Annotated in this window: 27 protein-coding genes; 18 read left to right on the top strand and 9 right to left on the bottom strand. The window is 35.2% G+C overall.

Going from position 1 to position 18,739, the window contains the following annotated elements; all coding sequences use genetic code 11:
- Positions 1–127: 127 nt before the first annotated feature.
- The 3 genes from ABH957_RS02335 (at position 128) to ABH957_RS02325 (ending at position 1,635) form a co-directional block, all read left to right on the top strand.
- On the top strand, positions 128–778 hold the full coding sequence (locus tag ABH957_RS02335) for a 2OG-Fe(II) oxygenase (RefSeq protein ID WP_404454020.1): 651 nt from the start codon (positions 128–130) through the stop codon (positions 776–778).
- A 120-nt stretch (positions 779–898) separates the two neighbouring features.
- Entirely contained in the window at positions 899–1,396 is a 498-nt protein-coding gene (locus ABH957_RS02330; RefSeq protein WP_002138327.1) for a shikimate kinase, read from the top strand.
- 38 nt (positions 1,397–1,434) lie between these two features.
- Positions 1,435–1,635 carry a YqzE family protein gene (locus ABH957_RS02325; RefSeq protein WP_002015009.1) on the top strand — a complete coding sequence of 67 codons (201 nt, stop codon included), beginning with the start codon at positions 1,435–1,437 and terminating at the stop codon, positions 1,633–1,635.
- A gap of 66 nt (positions 1,636–1,701) precedes the next feature.
- On the opposite strand, the gene ABH957_RS02320 is transcribed toward ABH957_RS02325, so the two are convergent.
- Positions 1,702–2,334, bottom strand: coding sequence for a VC0807 family protein (locus ABH957_RS02320; RefSeq protein ID WP_002145755.1), 633 nt, complete (start codon positions 2,332–2,334; stop codon positions 1,702–1,704).
- Positions 2,335–2,460: 126 nt separating this feature from the next.
- A complete protein-coding gene (locus ABH957_RS02315) occupies positions 2,461–2,577 on the bottom strand; it encodes a GTP pyrophosphokinase (protein ID WP_080019198.1) in 117 nt (38 codons plus the stop codon).
- Positions 2,578–2,649: 72 nt separating this feature from the next.
- On the opposite strand from ABH957_RS02315, the gene ABH957_RS02310 reads away from it, so the two are divergent.
- A complete protein-coding gene (locus ABH957_RS02310; RefSeq protein ID WP_000032698.1) occupies positions 2,650–2,877 on the top strand; it encodes a hypothetical protein in 228 nt (75 codons plus the stop codon).
- Between the two features lie 98 nt (positions 2,878–2,975).
- A complete protein-coding gene (locus ABH957_RS02305) occupies positions 2,976–3,107 on the top strand; it encodes a hypothetical protein (RefSeq protein WP_002088613.1) in 132 nt (43 codons plus the stop codon).
- Positions 3,108–3,156: 49 nt separating this feature from the next.
- On the opposite strand, the gene ABH957_RS02300 is transcribed toward ABH957_RS02305, so the two are convergent.
- Entirely contained in the window at positions 3,157–3,951 is a 795-nt protein-coding gene (locus tag ABH957_RS02300) for a YqhG family protein (RefSeq protein WP_404454016.1), read from the bottom strand.
- Entirely contained in the window at positions 3,938–5,620 is a 1,683-nt protein-coding gene (locus ABH957_RS02295) for a DEAD/DEAH box helicase (protein WP_002015016.1), read from the bottom strand. Before ABH957_RS02295 ends, ABH957_RS02300 begins: the two co-directional genes overlap by 14 nt.
- A gap of 390 nt (positions 5,621–6,010) precedes the next feature.
- On the opposite strand from ABH957_RS02295, the gene gcvT reads away from it, so the two are divergent.
- From gcvT to ABH957_RS02235, 12 genes are all read left to right on the top strand, one after another.
- Positions 6,011–7,111, top strand: a complete 1,101-nt coding sequence (gcvT, locus tag ABH957_RS02290) for a glycine cleavage system aminomethyltransferase GcvT (protein ID WP_002034013.1) — start codon at positions 6,011–6,013, stop codon at positions 7,109–7,111.
- A gap of 20 nt (positions 7,112–7,131) precedes the next feature.
- On the top strand, positions 7,132–8,475 hold the full coding sequence (gene gcvPA, locus ABH957_RS02285) for an aminomethyl-transferring glycine dehydrogenase subunit 1 (protein ID WP_404510621.1): 1,344 nt from the start codon (positions 7,132–7,134) through the stop codon (positions 8,473–8,475).
- Positions 8,472–9,947 carry an aminomethyl-transferring glycine dehydrogenase subunit 2 gene (gcvPB, locus tag ABH957_RS02280; RefSeq protein WP_002122485.1) on the top strand — a complete coding sequence of 492 codons (1,476 nt, stop codon included), beginning with the start codon at positions 8,472–8,474 and terminating at the stop codon, positions 9,945–9,947. The genes gcvPA and gcvPB overlap by 4 nt, the downstream gene beginning before the upstream one ends.
- 282 nt (positions 9,948–10,229) lie before the next feature.
- Positions 10,230–10,433 carry a DUF3929 family protein gene (locus ABH957_RS02275; protein ID WP_000262495.1) on the top strand — a complete coding sequence of 68 codons (204 nt, stop codon included), beginning with the start codon at positions 10,230–10,232 and terminating at the stop codon, positions 10,431–10,433.
- A gap of 70 nt (positions 10,434–10,503) precedes the next feature.
- Positions 10,504–10,695: a hypothetical protein gene (locus tag ABH957_RS02270; protein ID WP_002088608.1), complete on the top strand. Its 192-nt coding sequence runs from the start codon at positions 10,504–10,506 to the stop codon at positions 10,693–10,695.
- Between the two features lie 116 nt (positions 10,696–10,811).
- Positions 10,812–11,186 (top strand): GntR family transcriptional regulator, encoded by a 375-nt coding sequence (locus ABH957_RS02265; RefSeq protein WP_001021351.1) that lies wholly within the window; start codon positions 10,812–10,814, stop codon positions 11,184–11,186.
- A 3-nt stretch (positions 11,187–11,189) separates the two neighbouring features.
- A complete protein-coding gene (locus tag ABH957_RS02260) occupies positions 11,190–12,062 on the top strand; it encodes an ABC transporter ATP-binding protein (protein ID WP_269480967.1) in 873 nt (290 codons plus the stop codon).
- Positions 12,043–12,711, top strand: a complete 669-nt coding sequence (locus tag ABH957_RS02255; RefSeq protein WP_002143120.1) for an ABC-2 transporter permease — start codon at positions 12,043–12,045, stop codon at positions 12,709–12,711. Before ABH957_RS02260 ends, ABH957_RS02255 begins: the two co-directional genes overlap by 20 nt.
- Before the next feature lie 14 nt (positions 12,712–12,725).
- Positions 12,726–13,358 (top strand): ABC-2 transporter permease, encoded by a 633-nt coding sequence (locus ABH957_RS02250; RefSeq protein ID WP_002034007.1) that lies wholly within the window; start codon positions 12,726–12,728, stop codon positions 13,356–13,358.
- A gap of 31 nt (positions 13,359–13,389) precedes the next feature.
- Positions 13,390–14,013, top strand: a complete 624-nt coding sequence (locus ABH957_RS02245; RefSeq protein WP_088034287.1) for an ABC-2 transporter permease — start codon at positions 13,390–13,392, stop codon at positions 14,011–14,013.
- Between the two features lie 14 nt (positions 14,014–14,027).
- Entirely contained in the window at positions 14,028–14,624 is a 597-nt protein-coding gene (locus ABH957_RS02240) for an ABC-2 transporter permease (RefSeq protein ID WP_033728154.1), read from the top strand.
- A gap of 247 nt (positions 14,625–14,871) precedes the next feature.
- Entirely contained in the window at positions 14,872–15,057 is a 186-nt protein-coding gene (locus ABH957_RS02235) for a hypothetical protein (protein ID WP_016096117.1), read from the top strand.
- A gap of 170 nt (positions 15,058–15,227) precedes the next feature.
- Here the strand turns inward: ABH957_RS02235 and ABH957_RS02230 are convergent, their stop codons facing one another.
- The 5 genes from ABH957_RS02230 to ABH957_RS02210 form a co-directional block, all read right to left on the bottom strand.
- On the bottom strand, positions 15,228–15,485 hold the full coding sequence (locus tag ABH957_RS02230; protein ID WP_088040143.1) for a DUF3975 family protein: 258 nt from the start codon (positions 15,483–15,485) through the stop codon (positions 15,228–15,230).
- Between the two features lie 15 nt (positions 15,486–15,500).
- A complete protein-coding gene (locus tag ABH957_RS02225) occupies positions 15,501–15,815 on the bottom strand; it encodes a DMT family transporter (protein WP_002015033.1) in 315 nt (104 codons plus the stop codon).
- Position 15,816: 1 nt separating this feature from the next.
- Positions 15,817–16,149 (bottom strand): DMT family transporter, encoded by a 333-nt coding sequence (locus ABH957_RS02220; protein ID WP_000312339.1) that lies wholly within the window; start codon positions 16,147–16,149, stop codon positions 15,817–15,819.
- 71 nt (positions 16,150–16,220) lie between these two features.
- Positions 16,221–16,802, bottom strand: coding sequence for a TetR/AcrR family transcriptional regulator (locus tag ABH957_RS02215; protein ID WP_002034003.1), 582 nt, complete (start codon positions 16,800–16,802; stop codon positions 16,221–16,223).
- A gap of 98 nt (positions 16,803–16,900) precedes the next feature.
- Entirely contained in the window at positions 16,901–17,878 is a 978-nt protein-coding gene (locus ABH957_RS02210; RefSeq protein WP_269480968.1) for a LacI family DNA-binding transcriptional regulator, read from the bottom strand.
- Positions 17,879–18,195: 317 nt separating this feature from the next.
- Here ABH957_RS02210 and ABH957_RS02205 point away from each other — a divergent pair, with 317 nt between their 5' ends.
- The gene (locus ABH957_RS02205; RefSeq protein ID WP_404454368.1) at positions 18,196–18,732 is read left to right on the top strand and encodes a DNA polymerase III subunit delta; all 537 of its coding nucleotides are present in this window, start codon (positions 18,196–18,198) and stop codon (positions 18,730–18,732) included.
- Positions 18,733–18,739: the final 7 nt, after the last annotated feature.

Raw genomic sequence — 18,739 nt, 5'->3', positions numbered from 1 at the left:
GTCAATTTCTTTGAGGAAAGGGATAAGAATAATGGTCAAAAGTTTAAATTTTCTCAAAAAAGAGAAAGGTAGAAAGAATATGATATATTCATGCTATCCAATCATTTTTTTCTAGGGAGATAAGGAAATGACAAATAACAATCAAATAGGTGAAAATAAGGAACAAACTATTTTTGATCATAAAGGAAATACGATTATGACAGAGGATAGGGAAATACAAATTATTTCAAAATTCGAAGAACCTCTTATTGTCGTATTAGCAAATGTATTAAGTGATGAAGAGTGTGGTGAATTAATTGAATTGTCTAAAAGTAAGATGAAACGTTCTAAAGTTGGTTCATCACGTGATGTAAATGATATTCGAACGAGTAGTGGTGCATTTTTGGAAGAGAATGAACTAACTTCGAAGATTGAAAAACGAATTTCATCTATCACGAATGTTCCTGTAGCGCATGGAGAAGGATTGCACATTTTAAATTATGAAGTAGATCAAGAATATAAAGCGCACTATGATTATTTTGCGGAACATAGTAGATCAGCTGCTAATAATCGTATAAGTACTCTTGTGATGTACTTAAATGATGTAGAAGAAGGCGGAGAAACATTCTTTCCGAAATTAAATCTTTCTGTACACCCTAGAAAGGGAATGGCAGTATACTTTGAGTACTTTTATCAAGATCAATCACTAAATGAGCTTACGTTACATGGAGGAGCACCTGTAACGAAAGGTGAGAAATGGATTGCAACGCAGTGGGTGAGAAGAGGTACTTATAAGTAAAAGCGAGTATGTTACGTTTTGTTCTTCATTTTACAAGAAGAACAAAACGTTTTTTTATTAAATAAAGTAACATCTTTCGTTATAATAACAAATAATAACGGATGATTGAGAGGAGCGAAAATGAAATCTATATACATAACCGGCTATATGGGAGTCGGGAAAACAACAATTGGAAAAGCGTTAAGTAAAGAACTCCATATGGAAGTTGTAGATACAGATCAAAAAATCGAAGAGCAGAAAGAGAAGGCGATTCGGTATATTTTTGCAGAAGAAGGCGAAATGGCTTTTCGTGAATATGAAAGTGAAATGTTACGTTCACTACCGGTTCAGAATGTAATTATGACAACTGGTGGAGGGATTATTGAACGAGAGGAAAATCGAAAGTGGATGAAGGAAAATGGAACTGTTGTGTATTTATATTGCGATCCACATGTAATTGCAGAAAGGCTTCGTGAAGATACGACACGTCCACTATTTCAGAAGAAAGATATAGATGCATTTATAACGAAATTTGAATCGCGCCGAGCGTATTATGAAGAGGCTGATATTCATATCGATACGACAAATAAGTCGGTAAAGCAAATTATGAATGAATTAAAGCAAAAGATTAATGAATAAAAAAGTGGACATACTAATCAAGTAGAGGTGATGATAATATGTCTACTAATGATTATGTACGCTTTGTGACACAGCAATTTGTGTCATATATGGATGCTCCAAAAGAGGATCGAAAACAACAGAAACAACAACGTCGTGCGGAGAAAGAGCCATTCTTAAATAAATGGTTTGGTGTTATGCCACTGAGCGCTGCTTTGTTTTATCGAAATGTAAAAAATAAAAGAAAAAAATCAAGCTAACTTTTTCGTAATATGTTTAGCAAAACAAAAATCCCCTAGTATAACAAGATGCTAGGGGATTTTTGTTTATTGCACAGACTCTTTTTCCTCAGTAACCGCATGTATTTTATTGTTTACCCATACAAATCCAATTCCGATACAAATAGAAATCCCCCAGCCAACAGCGGTCATAATAGCTCTCATTTCACCATATCCATCTACACCGAAAACAGAGATGAAATAGATTTTCAAGAAGCTTTTTAATATAAATTGAAGGCCGAAAAATAGTGTTAAATATTGCAGTGCTGGATATATACGACTATCACGATAAAGCTCACGGCTTTTATCACGATCATGACCTTGCAGTGCTGCGATATCAGCTGCGAAATATAACATGAGTGGTTTTTTTATAAAGATTGTACATATAACGATGCAGCCAAGTACGATATGATAATATGCATCATTCCATAGCATTCGTTCAGCCGACCCAGATATTAAGTCTACCGCTGTATTAGAAATAAGTGTAATTAAAATAAAGAACCCTGTAACGTTAAGCTGTTTTTCTTTTTTAAAGGTATACAGTGTATAAATAATCCCCGGAACAGAGGAAATTAACATTGCGTAATAAGGATCGATATAAGGTTTTGCAAATTTCCAAATGAGGAATGGGAATACGAGATAAAAGACAAGATCTAATATAGCTTTTTTATTTTGATTCATACATGGCCTCCTTAAGTCATACATATATTTTATAATATAATTTCTGAAAATTGTATAAGGTTAATGAAAAAAAGAAAAGTAGATGATTAGTAGATTAAAAAATTGCCCCTAGCGTAGTAAGTTTTTTTAGTATATAATAAAGGAAACGCTTTCATTTTTGGTTTGTTCACAAAATGGACGGAAAATCACATATTTACTATTGATATGTTGCTTTATAATGAAACCAATTAAATATACATGCATACAATATTGTGAAATAAATAACATAAATAATCTATATAAATGTAAACGTTATCAAAGAGAGAGGTGGAGACAATGAGTAAATTTTTCTTCAATCATAATCCAGCAACATTAGAGGATGGAAGACTTGTTAAGTATGCTGAAATTATTTATGGAGAAGGTGGCCGTTCTGTATTAGAAAATTTAATGGTGAAGGCATCTATCAGATTGCGTGATCGTTATCCGAATAAATCTGACGAACAGATCTCGAACCTCGTAAATCAAGGCATCCATGATATGTTTCAAAAATACGTGAATGAGTAAGAGCAGCTACTGGCTGCTCTTATTTTTTTGTATAAGGATTGTGCCTCTAGCTGAAAATAAAGATGCATTTTGAAACATGCAAAAAGGAGGCGAAAAAGATGAGTAATGGAATTGGTCGTTCAAAAGAGAATCTTCCAACTGATGCAAACCATGTAAGTGCAAAGGATCGTGCATATCAGAAACGTATGACAGAGAAAAAACAGCAAGAGCGCAATGAAGATAGAGAATAGGCTGGGAACATATTTTAAAAGAAGCTCCTTCAATCTGAAGGAGCTTTCTTTAAGATAGAAAATGATTTGCGGTAACATAAAAGAGACCACCGTTTATAATTTGTATTGTAATGCGTGGTTCGTATTGTTCTTGTAATGCTTGCTTTTCAATTTCATAGCTTTCTGGAAGTTCATCGCTATCTTCGTAAAATCGATTTAAAAGGTCTAAATCGTGATTCCAACGCACTCTCGCTTCTTTTGCCCACGTGTGGTCATCTTCAGCGATTATACTTTTTAAAGCATCCTCTATACGTTGTAAGCCACTTTGTGGCTTAATGATAGGTGAGAGGGTAAAACAAAAGTCAGGTATTTTCGGTGTGAGTTTGATCTCTGCTAAAGTGTCATGAAAGTTTGCAATCATTGTCCCGGAAATAAGATGAATACCGATGGAATGAAGTATGTCTTTTTTTCGGTCGCATTGATAAGATACTTTTATATTTACACCAAGCCAAGGATGAAGGGGCGTATGAGTTGCCCCGCTATGTTTCACTTCCTCATATAAACGTATGTATGAACCTAGTTCTTTTGTTGTTTCAAATATTTGATGCAAACGGGGTGAACCGTAATGAATAAGTTCACCGTCGTTTTTTTCGTTTTCTGGATTTGTAATAAGAGTAAGGCGCATCGGGTTCGGAACGCCTCCTGTTTTTTCAAGATAGTGCCAATAGAAAGGGCGGTTCATTAATAATTTATCCATTTCAATTGTTAACTGCACGTCTAATAGGTGAGGGGAACGTTCTAAAATTTCGCAGTTATTCGCCTCAAAAAAGTTATATAAGTAATTATGAATTTCATTTTGCTGCATAGTCTTGCACCTCTGCTTCATTGCGCTTCGCAAAATCGATAATAGATGTTAAATTTTCCATCTTGATTCGAATTTCACCTTCGCTTTTTGACTGAGCGAAAATTTCTTGAATATGCGCATCAATATTTTTCATGTTGATTCTCGTTAAAATTTCATCGAGTTCACCGATTACACGTTCAAATAAATTAATTTTTTCATATAGTAGTTTTAAAATGTGCTCTTCAACAGTATGCTTTGTTGCTAAGTTATAAATATGAACATCATTTTTTTGTCCAAGACGGTGAATACGTCCAATCCTTTGCTCGAGTCGCATTGGATTCCACGGTAAGTCGTAATTAATCATATGGCTACAAAATTGTAAGTTAATTCCTTCACCACCAGCTTCGGTCGCAATTAATACTTGGGCATGATTTTGGAAAAGCTCCTTCATCCAATCTTTCTTCCCGCGCTTAAATCCACCGCGAAATGGAACAGAGGAAATGCCATGTTGTTGTAAGAACCATTGTAAATACATTTGTGAAGCTCTATATTCAGTGAAGATAATGACTTTATCGTCAACTTCTTTTATAAGCTCTAGTGCTTTATTTGCTTTGGAGTTGAACGGAATATGATTAATTTTGTCCATCAGCACATCAATATGTGGGTCCTTTATGTAGTGCTCATTTTCTTTCTGTCTTTTTTCTACATGTTTTTTTAATGAATAGTAAACAGCTTCACGACTACTACATGCTTCCCGTTTTAAAGTTAAGGATGAGAAAGCAGATGTGACGGCATCTTGTCCACGCCAATTTTCAATTTCATTATACAAAGCTTGTTCTTCTTCATTGAATTCAACGAAGATTGTTCGTACATGCCTCTTCGGCCAATCAATGCCAGTGTTATTGCGTCTATTTCGAACCATTACTTTATTGATAAGAGCTTTTAAATCTTCATCGGATTCAGTGGAACGATTTTTGGAAGCGTAATATTCTTCAAAATTAGATTGATTGCCTAAATGACCTGGTTTTAATAAAGAAACGAGGTTGAAGATTTCATCGATTTTATTTTGAACAGGAGTTGCAGTTAGTAATAAACAAAACTTCTTTTTTAATCGCTGTGCAAATTCATAGTTTTTTGTTTTATTATTTTTTAGTTTATGTGCTTCATCGATAATAATAAGGTCATACTCTAGGTTTAAAACGATATCGCGATGCGGTGAACGTTTCGCAGTATCGATTGATGAAACGATGACATCAGCTTGTTCCCAAGAATAACTTTTCTTTTGAGCGACCGCAGGAATAAAAAATTTTGTGTTTAGTTCATACGCCCATTGAGATACGAGAGAAGCTGGAACGAGAATGAGTACCTTTTTTACAAGTCCTCGAACCATATATTCTTTTAAAATAAGTCCAGCTTCAATCGTTTTTCCAAGTCCGACTTCGTCTGCTAGAATCGCTTTACCATTCATTTGTTCAATGACATTTTGAGCAACCTCTAATTGATGTGGAAGCGGCGTGAAATGTGATAAATGTTTCGGTGCTTGCAATCCATCAAAAGTAGGGACGAGTAACGATTTCTCTGTTTTATAAGCTAAATGATATAAATCCCAATTTGTCCAAGGGCCATCTTCATCAATTCTTTTTAAAAAATTATTTTGCCACGTTCGATCTACGGAAATATCGACATTCATTAAGACTCTCCCACCTTTTATAAACTAAAGTGATTATTAAAAAAATCTTTATTATAAGCCTTGTAATAAGGCGCTATCACAATTACTAAAAGTTAAAGAATAGACAACGATAAAGGTCTAAATCTTAAAAGTTGTATTTAATAGGATTAAGAATAAAAAATTCTAAATTATTTTTTATGCTAGAATATTGATGAAATATAGCGAATGATGTTAGGATAATGGTGTGAAATGTGTGGAATCTTTCGTATTTTATCCAAGAAAGCACTTTTTTATTTACGCTTTCATAAAAAAATATAGTGAGATTCCGTATATCCTATCTTTTCAGAATGAAAATGTTTAGATATGGGAAGCAACTTTTATTGATTTGTCAGAGCATAAGGGGGAAAGAGCATGATTACATTACAACGTACACCGTTATTTGATGTATACGCGAAGTATGGTGGGAAAACAGTCGACTTCGGTGGTTGGGAATTACCAGTTCAATTTTCAAGCATTAAAGAGGAACATGAAGCTGTACGTACAGGAGCAGGTTTGTTCGATGTATCTCATATGGGAGAAGTAGAGGTAAAAGGTGTAGATAGTTTAGCATTTTTACAACGTGTTGTTACAAATGACGTATCTACCTTAAAGGTAGGGGGCGCACAATATACAGCTATGTGCTATGAAAATGGTGGCACAGTAGATGATTTATTAATCTACAAACGTGGTGAAGAAGACTATTTATTAGTAATCAATGCGTCAAATATCGAGAAAGATTACGAATGGTTAGCTAGCCATGTAATTGGCGATGCGAAAGTAGTCAATGTTTCTAGTGAAGTTGCGCAGCTTGCAATTCAAGGACCAAAAGCAGAAGGCATTTTACAAAAAGTTGTGTCAGAAGATTTGAAAGAAATTAAGTTCTTTAAATTTAAAAATAATATTCTTGTAGATGGAATTCCTGCACTTGTATCTCGTACAGGTTACACAGGTGAAGATGGATTCGAAATTTACTGTAAGAGTGAAGATGCAGCAAAACTTTGGGAGAAACTTCTTGAAGTGGGAGCAGAAGAGGGCTTAAAACCATGTGGCTTAGGTGCTCGTGATACACTTCGCTTCGAAGCAACACTTCCGTTATACGGACAGGAGTTATCAAAAGACATTACACCGATTGAAGCGGGAATTGGCTTTGCGGTAAAACCAAATAAAGAAGCAGATTTCTTTGGAAAAGAAACGTTAAAAGAGCAAAAAGAAAACGGTGCATCTCGTAAATTAGTCGGCATCGAAGTAATCGAACGCGGTATTCCTCGTACGCATTACCCTGTATTTATAGGAGAAGAAAAAATCGGGGAAGTAACGAGTGGTACACAATCTCCAACGTTAAAGAAAAGCATTGGTTTAGCACTAATTGATGTAAAATACGCAGCAGTTGATACAGAAGTAGAAATTGAAATTCGTAATAAACGCGTCAAAGCAGTAGTTGTTCCAACACCATTTTATAAACGTTCAAAGTAACGGGGAGAGGGGTAGATTTCATGTTGCATCGTTATCTTCCAATGACAGAAGAAGACAAAAAAGAAATGTTACAAACGATCGGCGTTCAAACGATCGACGAATTATTCTCTGATATTCCAGAGAGTGTTCGTTTTAAAGGGGATTTAAAAATTAAAGAAGCAAAATCAGAGCCAGAGCTTTTAAAAGAGTTATCTCAAATGGCTAGTAAAAATGCTAATTTAAAAGAATATGCTTCTTTCTTAGGAGCAGGTGTATACGATCATTACGCTCCAGTAATTGTTGATCATGTTATTTCTCGTTCAGAGTTTTATACAGCTTACACACCATACCAACCAGAAATTTCACAAGGGGAATTACAAGCAATTTTTGAATTCCAAACAATGATTTGTGAATTAACAGGAATGGATGTAGCAAACTCTTCTATGTATGACGGAGGTACAGCTTTAGCTGAAGCGGCAATGCTAGCAGCTGGTCATACTCGCAAAAAGAAAATTCTTGTTTCAGCGGCAGTTCATCCAGAATCAAGAGCGGTACTTGAAACATATGCAAAAGGTCAAAATCTTGAAGTTGTTGAAATTGATCATAAAAACGGTGTAACAGATTTAGAAGTATTACAAAGTGAAGTAGATGATACAGTTGCTTGTGTAATCGTTCAATATCCAAACTTCTTCGGACAAGTGGAAAAGTTAGCTAATATCGAAAAAATCGTTCATCAACAAAAATCATTATTTATCGTTTCTTCAAATCCATTATCATTAGGCGCATTAACACCGCCAGGAAAATTCGGTGCTGATGTTGTAATCGGTGATGCACAACCATTCGGTATCCCAACGCAGTTTGGTGGACCGCACTGTGGTTACTTTGCAACAACGAAAGCATTTATGCGTAAAATTCCAGGACGTCTTGTCGGACAAACTGTAGATTCAGATGGTAAACGTGGATTTGTATTAACGTTACAAGCACGTGAACAGCATATTCGCCGTGATAAAGCGACGTCTAACATTTGTTCAAACCAAGCGTTAAATGCATTAGCAGCTTCTGTTGCAATGACGGCACTTGGCAAACAAGGTGTAAAAGAAATGGCACGTCAAAACATTTCTAAAGCACAATATGCAAAACGTCAATTCGAAGCGAAAGGCTTCACTGTAACGTTCGCTGGACCATTCTTTAATGAATTTGTTGTAGATTGCAAACGTCCAGTTAAAGAAATAAATGATGTATTAATACAAAAGAATATTATCGGTGGTTACGACCTAGGCCGTGATTATAAAGAGCATGAAAATCATATGCTTGTAGCAGTAACAGAGCTTCGTACAAAAGAGGAAATTGACACACTTGTAAACGAAATGGGGGCTATCCAATGAAGAACCAAGACCAAGCACTTATTTTTGAAGTGACTAAAGAAGGACGCGTAGGATATAGCTTACCCAAATTAGATGTAGAAGAAGTAAAATTAGAAGATGTGTTTGAGAGTGATTATATTCGAGTAGAAGATGCAGAGCTTCCAGAAGTATCTGAACTTGATATTATGCGCCATTACACAGCGCTTTCAAACCGTAACCACGGTGTGGATTCAGGATTCTATCCACTTGGGTCTTGTACGATGAAGTATAATCCTAAAATTAATGAAAACGTAGCTCGTTTCGCAGGATTTGCAAATATTCATCCACTTCAAGATGAAAAGACAGTGCAAGGTGCAATGGAATTAATGTATGACTTACAAGAACATTTAATTGAAATTACAGGTATGGATACTGTTACGTTACAACCAGCAGCTGGTGCACACGGAGAATGGACAGGATTAATGTTGATTCGTGCATATCATGAAGCGAACGGTGACTTTAACCGTACGAAAGTAATTGTTCCTGACTCTGCTCACGGGACAAACCCGGCGTCTGCAACAGTAGCTGGTTTTGAAACAATTACGGTGAAATCAAATGAACATGGTCTTGTTGACTTAGATGATTTAAAACGTGTTGTAAACGAAGAAACAGCAGCACTTATGTTAACAAATCCAAATACATTAGGCCTATTCGAAGAAAATATTTTAGAAATGGCAGAAATCGTCCATAACGCAGGCGGTAAATTATACTATGATGGTGCAAACTTAAATGCGGTATTAAGCCAAGCGCGCCCAGGAGATATGGGATTTGACGTTGTGCATTTAAACCTTCATAAAACATTTACAGGTCCTCACGGCGGCGGTGGCCCAGGTTCTGGTCCAGTAGGTGTGAAAGCTGATTTAATTCCGTACTTACCAAAACCAATTTTAGAGAAAACAGAAAATGGCTATCACTTTAACTATGATCGTCCAGAAGCAATTGGGCGCGTAAAACCATTCTATGGTAACTTCGGAATTAACGTTCGTGCATACACATATATTCGTTCTATGGGCCCAGATGGCTTGCGTGCAGTAACTGAGTATGCTGTATTAAATGCGAACTATATGATGAGAAGATTAGCACCATTCTATGATCTTCCGTTCGATAGACATTGCAAGCATGAATTTGTATTATCTGGTCGTCGTCAAAAGAAACTTGGTGTACGTACATTAGATATTGCAAAACGTCTGCTTGATTTCGGTTACCATCCACCAACAATTTACTTCCCATTAAATGTGGAAGAATGTATTATGATTGAGCCAACAGAAACAGAATCAAAAGAAACATTAGATGGTTTCATTGATAAGATGATTCAAATTGCTAAAGAGGTAGAAGAAAATCCAGAAGTTGTACAAGAAGCACCACATACAACAGTAATAAAACGTTTAGATGAAACATTGGCTGCTCGTAAACCAGTTTTACGTTATGAAAAGCTAGCACCTGTACAAGTGTGATTGGAAAAAAAGAACTCGCTACATGCGGGTTCTTTTTTTTGCAAAATTGGTGTGGCTAGAATGAAAAAATGTTGAAAATTTATATTTTTTGTTTCATATTGCTGTAAAGATGCGGTTTTATAGGTGTTTTTGTTGAAAAAGTCGGTTTGATAAAAGTATTTATTTTTGTTAGAATTTTATTGAAATTAAGAAGATGTGATGAGGTAGAAATTACTCATTTTTATGTATATGTGAAAAAACGAGCAAGACGGGGGTGGAAGTGTGGGATATCGATGTTATAGAATGGTATACCATTTAGAAAATGGAGAAACAATTAAAGATGTAAAAGAATTTTGTTACCGAGACCAAGGGAAAGTGTTAGAAAGAGTAGCGCACCGTGTAATGGATAATAGAGAAGTGACAGCGATTGATAAACAAGGAACAATCATTTCAATAGCGTGTGAGGACATTGTAAAGGTAGAACTTGATTACATAACAGAAAGTTAACCTTGAGTCATATCGAATTATTCGATACAATATACTGTTGAATGGTGAAGAGAGAAGAGAGGAGTTTATCATGGGTAATACACGACACTTTTATATGTTTATTTTAGCGTTTGTTCTTGTTGTGGCGTTAACGATTTATTTAATTGTTGATAGCAGCTGGTACAATACAGTTCATCCAGCATTCCTTCTTTTTATGTATGTAGGAATTGCGGTTGTTAGTTTCGGAATGAGAGACGAAATGTTAGATCGCTTTGAAAAGTGATACATATACGAAAGACCAACAGGAAAATGTTGGTCTTTTTTTCTTGCCAAAAATAGGATATTGTGTATATACTGTATATATAAGGTATATACAGTATATACACACTGGAGGAAAACATGAATATTATTATTTCGAATTCTTCCCAAGACCCTATTTATGTGCAAATAAGAAAACAATTAAGCCAGCTTATTTTAAATGGTGGTTTAAAGGGTGGAGACCAATTACCGTCTATTCGTAGCTTAGCGAAGGAATTACAGATTAGTGTAATTACAACGAAGCGTGCGTACGAGGAGCTTGAAAAAGAAGGATATATAGAAACTGTTGCTGGGAAAGGGACTTATGTTTCACGTAAAAATAATGAACTACTAAAAGAACAAAGGCTTCGTTTATTGGAAAGTAAAGCGGAAGAGATTGTGAATGAAAGTAAAGCGTTGCAGCTTTCACTTGAAGATTTACAGCAGATGATTGCGTGTTTATATGAGGGGGAATAAGGGATGTTAGAGCTAAAAAACGTTTGTAAAAGTTATCAAGATTTCTCAGTGAAAAATGTAAGTTTTACATTACCACGAGGATATATTATGGGATTTGTTGGACCAAATGGAGCCGGGAAAAGTACGACAATCAAAATGATTATGAATTTAATTAGAAAAGATAGCGGCGATATAAAAGTTTTTGGCAAGGACAATAAGAAAGCCGAAAAGGAAATAAAACAAAATATCGGTTTTGTATATGATGAAAATCATTATTACGAAGATTTAACGTGTGAACAAATGAAGCGTATTATTGCACCGTTATATGAAAAGTGGGACGAAAAGCAGTATCAATCGTATATGCAGAGATTACAAGTTCCAACGTATAAAAAGATTAAAGAGTTATCCAAAGGGATGAAAATGAAATTTGCGATTGCCATTGCACTTTCACATCACGCGGAGTTTATCATTATGGATGAACCGACAGCAGGATTAGACCCAGTTGTTCGAAGTGAATTACTTGATATGCTGCAAGAGATTGTAATGGAAGATGAAGTATCTGTATTATTTTCCACACACATTACAACAGACTTAGAGCGCATCGCGGATTATATTACGTTCATCAACGATGGAGAAATTATATTTACTGGTGAGAAAGATGAATTAATGGAGAATTACGTAATCGTAAAGGGAAACAATGATTTATTAGATCGAGAAGGAAAAGAACTATTTGTTGGCTTACGCAAAAATAAATTTGGTTTCGAAGGTTTAGCGAAGGATAAACAAGCAATTGTCGATTGGTTTGGAAATGAAGTTGTACTAGAAAAGCCTACATTAGATGATATTATCGTTTACACCGCGAAAGGGAGAGGTGCTTATGCGTCAGCTCATATATAAAGATTTGTTCTTTTTTAGGGTAACGTGGTTAGTGAATCTAATTGTGCCTCTTGTATTATTTATGTTAGATCCAAGTGGTGAATTGTTATTTTCGATGAGTTGTCTATTTATAACTCTTTCTTCCGTTATGACGTTAACTTTTATGGATGAAAGGAATAACAGTGACATTATTATAAATAGTTTACCGGTAAGCCGAAAGGATATCATAATTGCTAGATATGTTTCCAGTGCAATATTTATTGTTGGTGGCATACTCTCTACGATGTTAGTTGTTTTTCTTGTAAGAGGCATTGTGGTCATTGGTGATATCGGTACCTATCATCCGAATCTATACATTGAAATTCCATGGTATGAAGTAATAAATGGAGCTGTTTACGCCGTATTTTTTGTTGTAACATTCTTTCCTAGTTATTATGTTACAAGGTCAAAGATAGCACGAAGTATAGTGTCAGGAGCATCAATGGTAGTTGGTGGAATTGCTTGGATATTCATAGGAGATGGATTGGATGAAACAACACCTTCATTCATTGAGTGGATTATGAATCCAGTGCATATCGGTGTATTTATAGTTGGAGGAATTATATTAGCTAGTGTCTATATCGCTTCTATGTTTCTTACAATTAAAATTTATGAAACGCGTGATTTATAGAGAGGGGAATTCATATGCAACAGTTGATTTTGAAGGAGTTTTTCTTACAGAAGAAGATGTTTCCTTTCTATTTTTTAATACCTATTTTATCTGTTTTTAGAAATTCCGTAGAACCGATGGGGATTGCAATAGGATTATTTATAACATGTAGTACGATTATATATATTTCTTTTTATTATGACGAGAAAAGTAAAATAGAAAAAGTATTAGTGAGTTTGCCGATAATGAGAAAAGAGATAGTTATAGCTAAATATATTTCAAGCACATTATTTATTATAGTCGGTTTGAGCATAACTTCTATAGTCGTAATATTAGGAAATATTTTGTTGAACAGAGATATAGTTATTCCTGGATATGCAATATTTTCAGCAATAGTAGCAACTTTGATTTATTGTGTAGTAACGATACCTACTAATTACATTGGAGGATATAAAGCTATTACTGTCTTGAATGTGATTATGATTTTTCCTTTAATGGGTATGATTGGCCTTATGTGCAATATTTTTGGTGATGAAATAATTATGTTAAAAGTACTCCACTCTCAAGAGGCTACACTAGCAATGAGTGTTCTTGGTATCGGAGTGTTAGTAAGTATAGTCATATCAATGTTTCTCTCAATGAAAATGTTTCAGGAGGCAGAGTTATAGAAGGGACATTTTCATATTAGGAGGGTAAAACATGATCAAGCAATTAGTCTTAAAAGATATAGTGTTGCAAAGAAAGTTAGGGTTTGCGTATCTTATATGTTTGTTTTTCCTTGCTATTGTTGATTTTCGTAGTGATAGCTTCCTTATGACGATTAGCTTATCTATACCTTTTCTTGGCATGGTACTGTCAATGAGTTATGAGGGGAAAAATAAAAGTGAAATAATAGTAAATAGTTTACCGTTACAACGTAAAGGAATTGTCATAGCAAAATACATATTTGTAAGTATTTTAGTTGCGTTAGGGGGGATTCTCTCACTTGTGGTTGGTTTGATTCAGTTACAAAATGAACATATAACTGGATTTATGCTGTGGGGAGAAATTCTCGGAGGTATAACAGGTGGGCTTGTTTGTAGCATAATTGTACTTCCGATTGAATTCTCAGTAGGATATAACAGTGCAAAACAAATTGCTCCTTTTATCGGAATAGCATTTGGGTATTTAAGTGGACTAATTGTAAGTAACGTATGGTTAGATGTAGAGAATGTTTGGAGCACGAGTCTAGTCGTAAATGTTTGTTTTATAGCTGGGCTGCTTCTTTTATATATCATGTCTATGTTATTCTCAATTCATTTGTATAGTGAGCGTGATTTGTAAGAGAGAGGAGAATAGTGTTGAAACAACTAATTTTAAAAGATTTCATCATTCAATGGAAATTTTTAATTTGGTACATATTGTATCCTGTTTTCTTTTATATGGCTTTAACAGATACGGAAAATCTGTTCATAATTATGTCAGTAATTATTACAATTGGGGCAACAGTAAAAACATTTGAAGCAGATAGTAAAAATGAGAGTGAAGTTATAGTAAGTAGTTTGCCAATATTCAGAAAACAAATTGTATATGCGAAATATATAGTAGCAATTATTATTCTCTTTATAAGCGTAACGGTCGGTTGTTTCACGATGGGAATGAAGAATGGGGTTAACCTATTTGAATTTATTGAAACGACAATGGTTGCTAGTATTAGCTTTATTTTAGTGTATTTAAGCTTTGTTTTACCGATATCGTTTTGGCTAGGGTATAAAAAAACTATTTTTATTACGATAGTAATATTCATGGCGCCGATTGTTATTTTAGAAACTTTGTTTCAAATCAACCTGGAACAAATTCAACTATACAACAGCGTGTTATTCGTTAGTTCAATTTGCATGTTCATAGTATCTATCTTCGTTTCAGTGAAATTGTATGAGAAGAGAGAATTTTAAAAGGTGCCTCGTAAAAGGCACCTTTTTCAATAACGGCAATACGAGAGCAAAAGTTTATAAACAGAAAGGCTATTAGGCACATCTTTCGGAGTATGTAATATAAAGCTGAAAACGATAACGAAAATGAGAAAGAGGAAAAATAAAAACAGGATCTGCTTATGTATAGAATTTTGCATATAACCCACTCCTTTTTTAGGTAGTATGTCCAAAAGAAAGAAGGATATGAAAAATTTTAGGAGGGAGAATGATGAAAAAAAGAAAATGGTTATATAGAATAGGAGTCCTTTTATTTTCAATTGGTCTCATATTAGCAAATTTTTACTCAGATATACCATCGCCATTTCCTAATTTGCATAAAGGGATTGGTATGAGTGTTGTCATAGCTGGTCTGCTTTGTCTGATCGCATCAAATTTCTATAGAAAATCTGAATGAATATAAAGTGAAACTTTAATCAGTGGGGGTTTTGTCCATCCCCACTGATTATTAGCCCGCACCAATCGGGCGTTTACGGGCAGCCCGACTCCCACCTAACTCCCTCGCATTCGCCGAATTTTGAGGTGGGGGTCTTACTGCCCGCGAATAGCGGGATAAAAAAAGGACAGTTACTTCTTTTCAGAAGAACTGTCCTTTTTAAATAACTTGTTCCATAGCTTGGCGATACTCCATATAATCACGATTGTAATGGAGGCAATAATTGACCAAGCGATAGATGCAATTTCAAGTGCCATGTTAGGAAGGAATGTAAGAATGAATAGTACTTTATGAAACAACCATTCTATTATATGAAAACTTATTTGTAATAGAATGACGATCCCGAGTGTAATCCATGCTAACATTTGTTTTCCTTTTTCTTTCCACATGACATTCACCTCACGTTAGCCTAATAATTTTAAGCCAACAGCGCCGCATAGAATGCAGCTTAAGAAGGCAAGGCGACGCCAATCCGCTGACTCGCGGAAAATAAGAATCCCGAGAAGTGCACTTCCGGCAGTTCCGATTCCAGTCCAAATTGCGTAAGCAGTTCCCATCGGTAATGTGTTCATTGCAAGAGATAAGAAGAAGAAGCTTACGCCAAAGTTAGCGATTAAAATTACTTTTGGTGCCCAGCCTTTCTTTTCAGTGGCTACTTTCATAAAGAGTACACCAACAATTTCACAAATACCAGCTAGAATTAAAAATACCCAAGCCATTTTATGCGGCCTCCTTCGCTTCTTTTTCTTCTGTTACTCGTTTTAAACCAATTACTCCGAAGAAGATTAAACCGATTAATAATACTTTTACGATAGAGAAAGGTTCTCCGAAGATGAAAATCTCTGTAAGAACGATTCCACCAGCTCCAATTCCTGTAAAGACTGCGTATACAGTGCCGACAGGTAAATCTTTATATGCTCTAAATAATAAGACGAAACTAATTGTAATTAATAGAGCAACACCAGCCCACTCAAGTGGTGCCTCCGCTTTTTTAAGTCCAATAACCCAAAAGATTTCAATAATACCAGCTATGATTACATAAATCCATGCCATATGTCATTTCTCCTTCCTACCAGTCGTTAGGTAAAGGGCTTAAAAACGACGCATTGCAAAGGAGCAATCCGTCAGTTTGAAAGGCCGCGCCAAAATACTTTCCAAGAAGCTTCTAAACGTGTCTCAAAACGATTTAAACCTGCGTATAGTAGTTCAACCATAAGGCCGTCAAGTAAGCATAAAAAAGCCTCCAAAGCATCTTTTACTTCAATGTTATGCAGTTCATCTTGTTCGCTTGCTCTTTTAAACACAGGGAATAAAAGTTTTCCGACATTTTCAATGTGTACATTCGCTTTATCAATAATTTGTTCGCGAAATGCATCCGGCGGAAAATAAGAAGTTCGTAACCAAAACATTGATTCTTCACTTTCACCAAATCGTTTTGCATAACCTTTTAACAGATTTACTAGCAATTCTTCAGTAGACGATTTTGAAAAATTTTCGATATCGTCAGTGAAGCTTTGTAAATCTTTTTGAAGAGCGGATTCTAAGCATGTAAAATATAGCTCTTCTTTTCCTTTAAAGTGTGCGTAAATCGATGGTTTTTTAATCCCAACTTCTTGAGCAATATTTGCTAATGAAGTTCCTTCGTAGCCGTAGCGCGCGAAATGAGAAAGTGCTACAGCTTTAATGCGGTTTGCTGTCATTTTCATCCCCTACCTACCGTTCGTTAGGTTCATTATATGAGATAAAAAATATAAAGTCAATAGGTGAAGAACTGAAAAAAGAGTGCTATGGTTGGCACTCTTTTCTAGACTGTTTTTCGCTCAATTAAATGGAATGAAAGTTCTTCTGAGTTTCCAATAATGTGTTCGTTTTGTATCTGTTTATGAAATAAAGAAAAAGCACGTGATCCCATTGTGAGCCCGGGATGCTCAATAGTTGTAATTTCTAATGCTTTTGAAATTTCATGGTTATCAAATCCCAGGATAGCGAGGTCTTCAGGTATGCGAATGCCATGTTTTTTTGCCTCTGTTAATAAACCAGCAGCTACTTGATCGTTCGCTGTGAAAATAGCGGTTGGACGATTTTTCATGTTTAAAATACGATGAAGTATTTTTGCCCCGTCCTGCATCGTATAACATTGATGAAAAACCCAATCAGGGTGCACTGTTTTTCCTTCTTGATGAAGAGTATCGGCGAAAGCTTTTTCACGATCGATTGAATTAGCACTTGTTTTTCTTGCTAAACAAATGCCGATTTTTTCATGACCTTTACTGAGTAAATAGGAAGTACCAAGGCGGAATCCTTCGTAATGATCTACATAGACAGATGAAATGAGGGGATGTTTCATTTTTTCACATGAAATAATAGGGGCAAATTTTGCGAACGGTTCAATTTGTTCCCATGAACTCGTGCGAGAGCAAATAATCATCCCGTCAAATTGCTTCATTTTCATCATTTCAAGAACGCGAATTTCTTCAATACTATCGTAATTCGTTTGGCATAAATTAATATGATATCCAGCTGCTAACGCTTCGTTTCCGATTCCTTCAATGATCGTGCTAAAGTACGGAAGATTAATAAAAGGTAGCATAACGCCAATTGTATATGTTTTACCCTTTATTAAATGGATAGCATTTATATTTTTTGCATAGTTCAATTCTTCAACTGCATCTAAAACACGCTTACGTTTTTCCTCTTTTACGTAAGGATGATTATTAAGGACACGAGAAACAGTTGATATAGATACACCAGCAGTTTTTGCAATTTGTTTTATATTGGCCATATGTATCACCTCTTTCCTTAATTATAAGGGGAAAATAATAAGAATGAAAAAAATCTTGACCTGAAAAGCTTTTCACAATCTATGTTATAAGCATGACTTCTGTTGTTCGCGTAACCTTTTTATTTGGGCGTAAGAATAGTGGGGTCTTTTTTGTATGTCTGCAAAGAATTTTTGTCAAAATGTGTGAGAATAACGTGGAAAGTTTTCGGAGGAGGCGTTTGATAACGAAGCGAATAGTAGAGAGTATAAACGCTTCACTCGTTAAGAGAACGGTATGAAAGGGCGGAAACAAATTGAAAAAAGGAATCATTTGTTTCGTGTTTTCTAGTGTAATACTTAGCTCATGTTCATTTCAGCAAACGATGCAAGAAGAAAAAACATTTGTAGGAACAACAGGAGGGGCTAAGGACCGTGTTACTGATCCGATTCCCCTAAAGGAACTTCCAAAATATTTTCCGGCAAAGTTTAAAGTTCCAACGTTTTTACCTTATGACATCACGAGTGATGTGAAGGGAGAGGTAAGAACGATGGGAAAGAAGAATGCTGTCTTAACGATTAAATATAAGCAACAAGAGAAAGGAAGGCACGATTATATAGAATTAACAGTGGCCAACTTTTCTTACAGTTTTCCATACCTCGTAGAAGAGAATCGATTTCAAGAACAAATGAAATTGAATAATGGAGCACCTGCTTATTTTAAAAATAAGGATGATTACGAGCGAGGGGACGAATTTGCTACGCTTATATGGAAAGAGAAGGGGATTGAATATCAGCTATTATATCGTAATGTAGATGAGAAAGTTGAAGATGTGATTAAACAAAATCTGCTGTACATTGCGAACAATATGGAATAAAAAAACT

It is taken from the genome of Bacillus sp. RC242, assembly GCF_044908245.1.
Classification (GTDB): Bacteria; Bacillota; Bacilli; order Bacillales; family Bacillaceae_G; genus Bacillus_A; species Bacillus_A mycoides.
The sequence above is the reverse complement of the archived record's forward strand: the minus strand, read 5'-3'. Positions and strand labels throughout refer to the sequence as shown.